Source organism: Pseudomonas sp. GW821-FHT01C01 (assembly GCF_059422645.1).
Map to the genome: position 1 here is coordinate 1 of NZ_JBWKXF010000077.1, position 11,683 is coordinate 11,683.

11 protein-coding genes are annotated in these 11,683 nt (G+C 61.9%); 10 read left to right on the plus strand and 1 reads right to left on the minus strand.

Annotation, left to right across the window (positions count from 1 at the left end; translation table 11 throughout):
• The first annotated feature begins 108 nt into the window (after nucleotides 1–108).
• The 4 genes from AC07XF_RS27375 (at nucleotide 109) to AC07XF_RS27390 (ending at nucleotide 3,477) form a co-directional block, all read left to right on the plus strand.
• On the plus strand, nucleotides 109–1,560 hold the full coding sequence (locus tag AC07XF_RS27375) for an NAD-dependent succinate-semialdehyde dehydrogenase (protein WP_495028996.1): 1,452 nt from the start codon (nucleotides 109–111) through the stop codon (nucleotides 1,558–1,560).
• A gap of 120 nt (nucleotides 1,561–1,680) precedes the next feature.
• Nucleotides 1,681–2,070, plus strand: coding sequence for a carboxymuconolactone decarboxylase family protein (locus tag AC07XF_RS27380; RefSeq protein ID WP_008059553.1), 390 nt, complete (start codon nucleotides 1,681–1,683; stop codon nucleotides 2,068–2,070).
• A gap of 89 nt (nucleotides 2,071–2,159) precedes the next feature.
• Nucleotides 2,160–2,912, plus strand: a complete 753-nt coding sequence (locus AC07XF_RS27385; protein WP_015095667.1) for a GntR family transcriptional regulator — start codon at nucleotides 2,160–2,162, stop codon at nucleotides 2,910–2,912.
• A 1-nt stretch (nucleotide 2,913) separates the two neighbouring features.
• The gene (locus AC07XF_RS27390) at nucleotides 2,914–3,477 is read left to right on the plus strand and encodes an NUDIX hydrolase (RefSeq protein WP_310064832.1); all 564 of its coding nucleotides are present in this window, start codon (nucleotides 2,914–2,916) and stop codon (nucleotides 3,475–3,477) included.
• Between the two features lie 97 nt (nucleotides 3,478–3,574).
• Here AC07XF_RS27390 and AC07XF_RS27395 read toward each other — a convergent pair whose 3' ends face one another.
• Nucleotides 3,575–3,871: a DUF1330 domain-containing protein gene (locus tag AC07XF_RS27395; protein ID WP_495028997.1), complete on the minus strand. Its 297-nt coding sequence runs from the start codon at nucleotides 3,869–3,871 to the stop codon at nucleotides 3,575–3,577.
• Between the two features lie 71 nt (nucleotides 3,872–3,942).
• On the opposite strand from AC07XF_RS27395, the gene ribBA reads away from it, so the two are divergent.
• The 6 genes from ribBA (at nucleotide 3,943) to AC07XF_RS27425 (ending at nucleotide 11,441) form a co-directional block, all read left to right on the plus strand.
• Nucleotides 3,943–5,064, plus strand: coding sequence for a bifunctional 3,4-dihydroxy-2-butanone-4-phosphate synthase/GTP cyclohydrolase II (gene ribBA / locus AC07XF_RS27400; RefSeq protein ID WP_495028998.1), 1,122 nt, complete (start codon nucleotides 3,943–3,945; stop codon nucleotides 5,062–5,064).
• A 291-nt stretch (nucleotides 5,065–5,355) separates the two neighbouring features.
• Nucleotides 5,356–6,381 carry an ABC transporter substrate-binding protein gene (locus AC07XF_RS27405; protein ID WP_007991905.1) on the plus strand — a complete coding sequence of 342 codons (1,026 nt, stop codon included), beginning with the start codon at nucleotides 5,356–5,358 and terminating at the stop codon, nucleotides 6,379–6,381.
• Nucleotides 6,378–7,322, plus strand: a complete 945-nt coding sequence (locus AC07XF_RS27410; RefSeq protein ID WP_495028999.1) for an ABC transporter permease — start codon at nucleotides 6,378–6,380, stop codon at nucleotides 7,320–7,322. The genes AC07XF_RS27405 and AC07XF_RS27410 overlap by 4 nt, the downstream gene beginning before the upstream one ends.
• 6 nt (nucleotides 7,323–7,328) lie before the next feature.
• Nucleotides 7,329–8,138, plus strand: a complete 810-nt coding sequence (locus AC07XF_RS27415) for an ABC transporter permease (RefSeq protein ID WP_007976227.1) — start codon at nucleotides 7,329–7,331, stop codon at nucleotides 8,136–8,138.
• A gap of 16 nt (nucleotides 8,139–8,154) precedes the next feature.
• Nucleotides 8,155–9,309, plus strand: a complete 1,155-nt coding sequence (locus AC07XF_RS27420; protein ID WP_495029000.1) for an ABC transporter ATP-binding protein — start codon at nucleotides 8,155–8,157, stop codon at nucleotides 9,307–9,309.
• Nucleotides 9,310–9,725: 416 nt separating this feature from the next.
• The gene (locus tag AC07XF_RS27425) at nucleotides 9,726–11,441 is read left to right on the plus strand and encodes an amidase (RefSeq protein WP_495029001.1); all 1,716 of its coding nucleotides are present in this window, start codon (nucleotides 9,726–9,728) and stop codon (nucleotides 11,439–11,441) included.
• Nucleotides 11,442–11,683: the final 242 nt, after the last annotated feature.

Consider the following 11,683-nt stretch of genomic DNA (forward strand, 5'->3'; position numbering starts at 1 on the left):
GCGGTGGGTCAGTCATATTAATGTCGACTGACACTCCGCCTTCGCGAGCAAGCCCGCTCCCACAGGGTAAAGCAGAGCAGTCACCGTTCACTTTTCTTGGGAGCCGGCATGAGCCCAGCAGCCTCGTTACTGTTCCGTCAGCAGGCCTACATCAATGGCCAATGGCTGGACGCGCCGGATGGCGCCTGTCAGGACATCTTCAACCCGGCCACCGGCGAGTTGATCGGCCAGGTGCCGAACCTCGGTGCCGAGCACGCGCGCCTGGCCATCAACGCCGCCAACAAAGCCTGGCCGGCCTGGCGCGCACTGACCGCCAAAGAGCGCAGCAATACGCTCAAGCGCTGGCATGCCTTGATGCTGGAAAATGCTGACGCCCTGGCCGAAATCCTCACCCTCGAACAAGGCAAGCCACTGGCTGAAGCCAAGGGTGAAATCCTCTACGCCGCAAGCTTCATCGAGTGGTTCGCCGAAGAGGCCAAGCGCATCTATGGCGACACCATTCCCAGCCACAAGGGCGATGCGCGCATTGTGGTCAGCAAGGAGCCGATTGGCGTCGTCGCGGCCATCACGCCATGGAACTTCCCGGCGGCGATGATCACCCGCAAGGCCGGTCCTGCGCTGGCGGCCGGTTGCCCGTGCATCGTCAAACCGGCCCCGGAAACGCCGTTCTCGGCACTGGCCATGGCCGCACTGGCGGAACAGGCCGGAATTCCAGCGGGCATTTTCAACGTAATCACCGGGGATGCCATCGCCATCGGTGGCGAGCTGACCGGCAGCCCTCTGGTGCGCAAACTGTCGTTCACCGGTTCCACCGCCATCGGTAAATTGTTGATGGCCCAATGTGCGCCGACGCTGAAAAAAGTCTCACTGGAACTGGGCGGCAACGCGCCGTTCATTGTCTTCGACGATGCCGATCTGGAGCGTGCCGTCGATGGCGCGCTGATCGCCAAGTTCCGCAACGCCGGACAGACCTGCGTCTGCGTCAACCGCTTCCTGGTGCAAGACGGCATCCACGATGCCTTTGTTGCGCGTTTGGCCGAGCGGGTTTCGCAACTCAAGGTCGGTAGCGGCGTCGACGCCGGGGTCACCCAGGGCCCGCTGATCAACGAGCGTGCCGTGGCCAAGGTCGAAGACCACGTGCAAGACGCACTGGCCCACGGCGCACAGTTGCTGTGCGGTGGCGAACGCCATGCGCTGGGCAACGGTTTCTACCAGCCGACCGTACTCGCGGCTGTCACCACACAAATGAAAGTCGCCAGGGAAGAAACCTTCGGTCCGCTGGCCGCGGTGTTCCGCTTCGACACCGAGGCCCAGGCGGTCGAAATGGCCAACGACACCGAATTCGGCCTCGCCGCCTACTGCTACACCCGCGACCTGGGCCGCGCCTGGCGCATGAGCGAGGCGCTGGAGTACGGCATGGTCGGCATCAACGAAGGGCTGATTTCCACCGAAGTCGCGCCGTTTGGCGGCATCAAGTCCTCGGGGCTGGGCCGTGAAGGGTCGAAGTACGGCATCGAGGATTACCTGGAACTCAAATACACCTTGATGGGTGGCCTTTGAGTCGCGCGTTCAACCTGTAGGAGCCGGCTTGCCGGCGATGGCGTTCTTGAGGACGCATTCGCCGGCAAGCCGGCTCCTACAGAATGCACAAAGGTCCGAGCCCCACAGGAGACAATCGGAATGAGCAACGAAAAATACGAAAAAGGCCTGAAGATCCGCACCCAGGTGTTGGGCGAAGCCTACGTCAATCGTTCCATCGAGAACGCCGACGACTTCACCCGGCCACTGCAGGAAATGGTCACCGAGTATTGCTGGGGTCATGTCTGGGGCCGTGAGGGGTTGTCGCTCAAGGAGCGCAGCATGATCAACCTGGCGATGATCTCGGCGCTCAACCGGCCGCATGAACTCAAGCTGCATGTGCGCGGCGCCTTGCGTAACGGCCTGAGTCGTGAGCAAATACGCGAAATATTGCTTCAGGTCGGCATTTATTGCGGTGTCCCCGCTGCCGTAGACAGTTTCCGGCTCGCCCGTGAAGCCTTCGCCGAAGCCGATGCCGAGGCCTCCAGTTAACCCTTGGCTGTTTGATCTGACCGAGCACATGGATTCCCGTAATCGAAGTGCTCTTTTTTGCATGGACAGCCACAATCAGAGCGGACCCCATGAAACGCCTGCCACTCGACGACAGCTTCAAGGTCAATCGCAACCCCGTCACCCTGCGCGAAATCGTGCTGGATAAACTGCGAAGCGCCATTATGAACTTCCAGCTCCTGCCGGGAGACCGTCTGGTCGAACGCGATCTGTGCGATCGCCTGGGCGTCAGCCGTACTTCCGTGCGCGAAGCCTTGCGTCACCTCGAATCCGAAGGCCTGGTGGAATTCGCCGATGCCAAGGGCCCGCGTGTCGCGATCATTACCCTGGCCGATGCCGTGGACATCTACGAGCTGCGCTGCGTGCTCGAAGGGCTGATCGTGCAGCTGTTCACCCTGCGCGCCAAAGCCAAAGACATCAAAGCCCTGGAAAAGGCCCTCGAAGAAAACCGCAAGGCGCTCAAGGACGGCGAACTGCAACAGGTCATCGACTCGGTTCAGGGCTTCTACGACGTGCTGCTCGAAGGTTCGGGCAACCATGTCGCGGCCACTCAGTTGCGCCAGTTGCAGGCGCGCATCAGCTACCTGCGCGCGACCTCCGTGTCCCAGGAAAACCGTCGCGGCGCCAGCAACCAGGAAATGGAACGCATGGTCGAAGCGATCAAGGGCGGTGATCCGCTGGCCGCTCACCAGGCGTGCGTCGACCACGTGCGAGCTGCCGCTGCCGTGGCCCTGGACTACCTCAAGCGCAAGCAGGAAGAAACCGGCGACATCCCGGCGATCACCCTGCCCATCGCGCTGAAAGAACCGCGCATAGGTCGCTGAAATGTTCAGCCCGAGCTTTTGCCCCAAGTGCGGCAGCAATGACCTCAGGTCACAGCTGCCGCCGGGCGATACGCACGAGCGCCTGATGTGCCGCGGCTGCGGCTACATCCACTACGTCAATCCGAAAATCATTGCCGGCTGCATCATCGAGCAGGACGGCAAGTACCTCTTGTGCCAGCGCGCGATTCCACCGCGCCCCGGCACCTGGACCCTTCCCGCAGGCTTCATGGAAAGCGGCGAGACCACCGAGCAGGCGGCCTTGCGCGAAGTCTGGGAAGAAAGTGGCGTGCGTGCGGAAATCCTCTCGCCCTACTCGATTTTCAGCGTTCCGCAAATCAGCGAGGTGTACATCATCTTCCGCGCCATCGCGCTGGAGATCACCGGCCAGTACGGCCCGGAAACCCTCGACTACAAATTCTTCGCGCCCGAGGACATCCCTTGGGACAGCATCTACTACCCGGCGATCCGACAGATCCTCGAACGCTATATCGAGGAGCGCCAGGCTGGGGTGTATGGCATCTACATGGGCAATGACGACAGCGGGAAAATCCATTTCATCCGCTAGCTCCCCCACCCCCTTGTAGGAGCTGGCTTGCCAGCGATGGTCGTGAACGATTACGCGTGTTTACAGGATAAACGCGGCGCCTTTGATGCAGCGTTTGTCATGCCGGCGCGACGCCCTCGACAATGATCACCTCAGCCTTCGCCACGCCTTCGCGGTGCCCCCTCGCCTCCTGATACAACGCCGATCGATAACAAGCCACCGCCAACTCATAAGAATCAAACTCGATCACCACACTGCGTTGCGGCGTCGCCCGACCTTCCATCGCCTCGCTACGCCCACCCCGCGCCAGAATCCGACCGCCATACAGCGCAAATGCCTTCGGCGCCCGCTGGGTGTATTGGCTGTATTGATCGGGGTCGGTGACATCCACGTGAGCAATCCAGTACGCCTTCATAGTGACCTCTTGGTTAATTTTGTATTATGGTATACCACAATTCATTCCAGCCAACACACTGAGCGTCCATCATGGCCTTCAACAGCATCGAAGAAATCATCGAAGATTACCGCCTCGGCAAAATGGTCCTGCTGGTCGACGATGAAGACCGGGAAAACGAAGGCGACCTGTTGCTGGCCGCCGACTGCTGCACACCCGAGGCGATCAGCTTCATGGCCCGTGAAGCCCGTGGCCTGATCTGCCTGACCTTGACCGACGAACACTGCAAACGCCTGGGTCTGGAGCAGATGGTGCCGAGCAATGGCAGCGTGTTCAGCACCGCGTTTACCGTGTCCATCGAGGCGGCCGTCGGCGTGACCACCGGCATCTCCGCAGCGGATCGGGCACGCACCGTGGCCGCCGCCGTCGCCGCCCATGCCGGCCCCGCCGACATCGTGCAGCCCGGCCACATCTTCCCGCTGCGCGCCCGGGAAGGCGGCGTGCTGACCCGCGCCGGCCATACCGAAGCCGGCTGCGACCTGGCACGCCTGGCCGGCTTCACCCCGGCCTCGGTGATCGTCGAAGTGATGAACGACGACGGCACAATGGCCCGGCGCCCGGACCTGGAAGTGTTCGCGCGCAAGCACGGGATCAAGATCGGCACCATCGCCGACCTGATTCACTATCGCCTGAGCACCGAACACACCATCGTGCGCATCGGTGAACGTGACTTGCCGACCGTGCACGGCACCTTCCGTCTGATCACCTTTGAGGATCGCATCGAAGGTGGTGTCCACATGGCCATGGTCATGGGCGATTTGCGCCGCGAGCAACCGACGCTGGTGCGCGTGCATGTGATTGATCCGTTGCGCGATATGGTCGGCGCCGAATACAGCGGGCCAACCAACTGGACCTTGTGGGCCGCCTTGCAGCGTGTCGCCGCCGAAGGCCACGGCGTGGTGGTGGTGCTGGCCAATCACGAATCCTCGCAGGCGTTGCTCGAACGCGTGCCGCAATTGACCCAGCCGCCCCGGCAGTTCAGCCGTTCGCAGTCACGGATTTATTCGGAAGTCGGCACCGGTGCGCAAATCCTGCAAAACCTGGGTGTCGGCAAGCTGCGCCATCTCGGGCCGCCGCTGAAATATGCGGGCCTGACCGGTTACGACCTGGAAGTGGTGGAGAGTATTCCGTTCACTGAGCAACCCCTGGTTTAGCGCAATTCCCTGTGGGAGCGGGCTTGCTCGCGAAGAGGGTGTGTCAGTCGGCCCAAAGTTGTCTGACACACCGCTTTCGCGAGCAAGCCCGCTCCCACAGGGGAATGCGTCGTCACTGAAAAACACCTTTTGGCTGATAGCCGGTACGGCAAAATGCTTGCACAAAGCTTGGAATACCATAATATGATATTCCATAGACCGGACAGTCGAAGCTGACTCGACGGACCTACTGCTCCCGATAGGCGGGCACTCGAAAGCCCCGCTCATAAACACAACAATGAGGGCGTGAAAATGGTGTTGAACAAACGTGCGACCGCGGTTCTTTTTGCAGGACTGCTGAGCGTGACCAGCCAGGCGCTGATGGCGGCTGAAAGCGTCAACTTCGTGAGTTGGGGCGGCAGCACCCAGGATGCGCAAAAGCAGGCCTGGGCCGATCCGTTCAGCAAGGCCAGTGGCATCACCGTGGTCCAGGATGGACCGACCGACTACGGCAAACTCAAAGCCATGGTCGAAAGCGGCAACGTGCAGTGGGACGTGGTCGACGTCGAAGCCGACTTCGCCTTGCGCGCCGCCTCCGAAGGCTTGCTCGAACCCCTCGATTTCAAAGTCATTGAACGCGACAAGATCGACCCGCGCTTCGTCTCCGACCATGGCGTCGGCTCGTTCTTCTTCTCCTTCGTCCTCGGCTACAACGAAGGCAAGCTTGGCGCCAGCAAGCCTCAGGACTGGTCCGCGCTGTTCGATACCAAGACCTACCCCGGCAAACGCGCCCTCTACAAATGGCCAAGCCCAGGCGTACTCGAACTGGCCCTGCTGGCCGATGGCGTGGCGACCGACAAGCTCTACCCGCTGGACCTGGACCGCGCGTTCAAAAAACTCGACACCATCAAGAAAGACATCGTTTGGTGGGGCGGCGGCGCACAGTCGCAGCAACTGCTGGCCTCCGGTGAAGCGAGCATGGGCCAGTTCTGGAACGGCCGGATTCATGCCCTGCAAGAAGACGGTGCCCCGGTCGGCGTAAGCTGGAAACAGAACCTGGTCATGGCCGACATCCTGGTCATTCCAAAGGGTTCGAAAAACAAGGACGCGGCGATGAAGTTCCTGGCCAACGCCAGCAGTGCCAAAGGCCAGGCCGACTTCTCCAACCTGACCGCCTACGCCCCGGTCAACGTCGACAGCGTGGCGCGCCTGGATTCGGTGCTGGCCCCGAACCTGCCGACGGCCTACGCCAAGGATCAGATCACTCTTGATTTCGCATACTGGGCCAAGAACGGTCCGGCCATTGCGACACGGTGGAACGAATGGCTGGTCAAATGAAAATGACGGTAACCGCGTCTCGTCCATCCACGGCCTCCGGGAGCGCCACCGGCGCTGCCGGTTCGGCAGTCGGCCAGAGCGTTGCGAAGCAACCCTCGCCGTCGCTGAAGCAGCGTTGGCGTGGCGCCAGTAACCTGGTCCCCGCCCTGCTGTTCCTTGGCCTGTTCTTTCTGGCGCCGTTGATTGGCCTGCTGTTGCGCGGCGTGCTGGAACCGGTGCCGGGCCTGGGCAACTACGAGCAACTGTTCGCCAACTCGGCCTATGCCCGGGTGTTGCTCAACACCTTCTCGGTGGCCGGGCTGGTCACGCTGTTCAGCCTGCTGCTGGGCTTCCCGCTGGCCTGGGCGATCACCCTGGTGCCGCATGGCTGGGGCCGCTGGATCCTGAACATCGTGCTGCTGTCGATGTGGACCAGCCTGCTCGCCCGCACCTACTCCTGGCTGGTGTTGCTGCAAGCCTCCGGGGTGATCAACAAGGCGCTGATGGCGCTGGGCATCATCGATCAACCGCTGGAGATGGTGCATAACCTCACCGGCGTGGTGATCGGCATGAGCTACATCATGATCCCGTTCATCGTGTTGCCGTTGCAGGCGACCATGCAGGCCATCGACCCGATGATCCTGCAGGCCGGTTCGATCTGCGGCGCCAGCCCCTGGACCAACTTCTTCCGGGTGTTCCTGCCGCTGTGCCGGCCGGGGCTGTTCTCCGGTGGCCTGATGGTGTTCGTGATGTCCCTCGGTTACTACGTGACCCCAGCGCTGCTGGGCGGTGCGCAGAACATGATGCTGCCCGAGTTCATCATTCAGCAGGTGCAGTCGTTCCTCAACTGGGGCCTGGCCAGCGCCGGCGCCGCGTTGTTGATCGTGATCACGCTGGTGCTGTTCTACTTCTACCTGAAGCTCCAGCCGGAATCCCCGGTTGGCGCCAGCAACGCGAGGTAAGCCGTCATGCTCCTGACTCCCAATGCCATGAGCCGGCGCATGCGCTTCGGCCTGTATGCAACCACCGGGCTGATCGGTCTGTTCCTGCTGCTGCCGATCGTATTCATCGTGCTGCTGTCGTTCGGATCGTCGCAATGGCTGGTGTTCCCGCCGCCGGGCTGGACACTGAAATGGTACGGCCAGTTCTTCTCCAACGCCGACTGGATGAACGCGGCCATGGCCAGCCTCAAGGTGGCGGTGCTGACGACGTTCTTCGCCGTCGCATTGGGCCTGCCGACCGCATTCGCCCTGGTGCGCGGCCGCTTCCCCGGCCGGGAAATGCTCTACGGCCTGTTCACCCTGCCGATGATCGTGCCCCTGGTGATCATCGCCGTGGCGGTGTACGCGCTGTTCCTGAAACTGGGCTACACCGGGACCATGTTCGCCTTCGTGGTCAGCCATGTGATCGTGGCGTTGCCGTTCACCATCATCTCGATCATCAACTCGCTGAAGCTGTTCGATCAGTCGATCGAGGATGCGGCGGTGATCTGCGGCGCTTCGCGCCTGCAAGCGGTGTTCAAGGTGACCTTCCCGGCGATCCGTCCGGGCATGGTGGCCGGCGCCCTCTTCGCCTTCCTCGTCTCGTGGGACGAAGTGGTGCTGAGCGTGATGATGGCCAGCCCGACCCTGCAAACCCTTCCCGTGAAAATGTGGACCACCCTGCGCCAGGACCTGACGCCCGTGATCGCTGTCGCCTCGACGCTGCTGATCGGCCTCTCGGTATTGGTCATGGTGATCGCCGCCGCTCTGCGCCGGCGCAACGAAATCAGCGCTTGAGCGCCAGGAGTACGACATGAGTGCAGTGATCAAAGATTCCGCGCAGCAAAATGACAAGCCCCTGGTCAGCCTGCGTAACCTGAACAAGCACTACGGCGACTTTGCCGCCGTGGACAACATCTCGCTGGACATCAAGGACGGTGAATTCCTCACCTTCCTCGGCTCCAGCGGTTCTGGCAAAAGCACGACGCTGTCGATGCTCGCCGGCTTCGAAACCCCGAGCAGCGGCGAGATCCTGGTCAACGGCCAATCATTGGTCAACGTACCGCCGCACAAACGCGACATCGGCATGGTGTTCCAGCGCTATTCGTTGTTCCCGCACCTGTCCGTGCGCGACAACATCGCCTTCCCGCTGACCATCCGCAAGCTGGCCGCGGCCGAACGCGAACGCCGGGTCGATGCGATGCTGAAACTGGTACAGCTTGAACAATTTGCCCATCGCCGCCCTTCGCAACTGTCCGGTGGCCAGCAGCAACGGGTCGCCATCGCACGGGCGCTAGTCTATGAGCCACGCATCCTGCTGATGGACGAACCCCTCGGCGCGCTGGACAAGAAACTGCGCGAAGACTTGCAGGACGAACTGCGCCAACTGCATCGACGCCTGGGCATCACCATCGTCTATGTGACCCACGATCAGGAAGAAGCCATGCGCCTGTCACAGCGCATCGCGATTTTCAGCCACGGCAAGATCGTCGGCCTGGGCAGTGGCTATGACCTGTACCAGAATCCGCCGAATGCCTTTGTCGCTTCGTTCCTCGGCAACTCGAACTTTCTCAAGCTCAAGGCGCAGGGTAATGCGGTGGCAACTTTCGAAGGGCAGCCGCTGTCGATCCGCCTCACAGCCGGCCTGCATACCGATCAGGACGTGCTGCTGATGGTGCGACCGGAAAAAGCCCTGGCCCTGAGTAACGAACAAGCCGTTGCCGAACCGCTGGCCGCCGGCTGGAACGAAGTGGCGGCCAAGGTCGTGGAAGTGTTGTTTCTCGGTGAAAGCCAGACTTGCAGCGTGGTCACTTCCGGTGGCACCTCGATGACGGTCAAGGCACTCTCCGCCGCCGGTATGCCGCTCAAGGCGGGCGACCCGGTGCGCGTGCGCTGGGCCACGGCCGATGCCTGCGTCTACACCGAATGGGCCGAAAGCGACCTGAACAAGGCTGCCGGCGCGCATTGATCCCATGGCCCACAATGGTGGGCCGCTGCTAAAGTGTCACCCTCGGGCCACCACAACGTCGGGTTGTGGTGGCCTTTTTTTGGGGCTTGCACAGGTTTTTTGTAGGAGCTGGCTTGCCAGCGATGGTCGTTAACGATAACGCGTGTGAGCTGAGTAAACGCGGCGCATTTGAATCCATCGCCGGCAAGCCGGCTCCTACAGTTTCCAGGGATGGCGTGAAGAACCTTTTTTCTGTCACCTGTAAGATAAATTGGACAACTGATTCCTAAAATCCCGGTTTAATGCTAAATAGTGCTCAGTATTTTTAACACCCGACCCTGTCGTGCCACACAGTGCAACGAGAATAACGATATGAAAGTCCATTTCGAGAAAAGTGAAGTGTTTGGGACCCTCCACCTGCAATCGGCGGTGGCAGCATGATCGAAGTTACCGAAGTTTCCATTGCCCAACTGCGCGCAGCGCTCGAATCCGGCCAGACCACCTCGGTTGAATTGGTCCAGGCCTATCTCGCGCGGATCGAGGCCTACGATGGCCCCGAAACCTCCACCGCCCTGAACGCGGTCGTGGTTCGCAACCCCGAGGCGCTCGCCGAGGCCCAAGCGTCCGACGCCCGTCGCGCCAAGGGTCAGACGCTGGGACCGCTGGATGGCATCCCTTACACCGCCAAGGACAGCTATCTGGTCAAAGGGTTGACCGCGGCGTCGGGCAGCCCGGCTTTCAAAGACCTGGTCGCCTATCGCGATGCGTTCACCATCGAGCGCCTGCGCGCCGCCGGGGCGATCTGCCTGGGCAAGACCAACATGCCGCCGATGGCCAACGGCGGGATGCAGCGTGGCGTCTACGGCCGCGCCGAGAGTCCGTACAACGCTGATTACCTCACCGCCCCTTTCGCCTCCGGCTCGTCGAACGGTGCCGGCACTGCCACCGCGGCCAGTTTCGCGGCCTTTGGCCTGGCGGAAGAAACCTGGTCGAGCGGCCGTGGACCGGCCTCGAACAATGGTTTGTGTGCCTACACGCCGTCGCGCGGCGTGATCTCGGTACGCGGCAACTGGCCGTTGACGCCGACCATGGACGTGGTCGTGCCGTTTGCCCGGACCATGGCCGACCTGCTCGAAGTGCTCGACGTGGTGGTGGCCGATGACCCGGACACCCGCGGCGACCTGTGGCGCCTGCAACCTTGGGTGCCGATCCCGAGCTCATCCTCGGTGCGTCCCGAATCCTACGTGGCGCTGGCGGCGAACAGCGAAGCACTCAAAGGCAAGAAGTTCGGCATTCCGCGCATGTACATCAACGCCGACCCTGAAGCCGGCACATCCGAAGCGCCGGGCATCGGCGGGCCAACTGGCCAACGCATCATTACCCGCCCGTCGGTGATCGGTCTCTGGGAACAGGCGCGCAAGGCCCTCGAAGCCGCTGGCGCCGAAGTGCTCGAAGTGGACTTCCCGCTGGTCTCCAATTGCGAAGGCGATCGTCCTGGCGCGCCGACCGTATTCAATCGCGGCATCGTCTCCAAAGAATTTTTACACCATGAACTGTGGGACCTGACGGCCTGGGCGTTCGATGATTTCCTGCAGGCCAACGGCGATCCGAAATTGAATCGCCTGGTCGATGTCGACGGCCCGCAGATCTTTCCTCACGACCCGGGCACCCTGCCCAACCGCGAGGGCGACCTGGTCGCCGGCATGGACGAATACGTGCGCATGGCCGAGCGCGGCATCACGCCGTGGGACCAGATCAGCACAGTACCCGACGGCCTGCGCGGGCTTGAGAAGACCCGCAAGATCGATCTGGAAGACTGGATGGATCGCCTGGGACTCGACGCGGTGCTGTTCCCGACGGTCGCCGATGTAGCGCCTGCGAATGCCGATGTCGATCCGCAATCGGCGGATATCGCCTGGAGCAACGGTATATGGGTCGCCAACGGCAACCTCGCCATCCGTCACCTCGGCGTGCCAACGGTCACCGTGCCAATGGGCGTAATGCCGGACATCGGCATGCCGGTCGGCCTGACGTTTGCCGGGCGCGCCTATGACGACTCGTCGCTGCTGCACCTGGCGTCGGCGTTCGAATCGACCGGGAACCAGCGCATGATCCCACCGCGCACCCCGCCATTGGCGGCTGACAAGCGGTAATGCAGGAGCTGGCTTGCCAGCGATGGTCGTTAACGATAACGCGTGTGAACCGGATAAACGCGGCGCACTTGAGTCCATCGCCAGCAAGCCGGCTCCTACAGACGCGGTCCTCTGTAGGAGCTGGCTTGCCAGCGATGGTCGTCAACGATAACGCGTGTGATCTGGATAAACGCGGCGCACTTGAGTCCATCGCCAGCAAGCCGGCTCCTACAGACGCGGTCCTCTGTAGGAGCTGGCTTGCC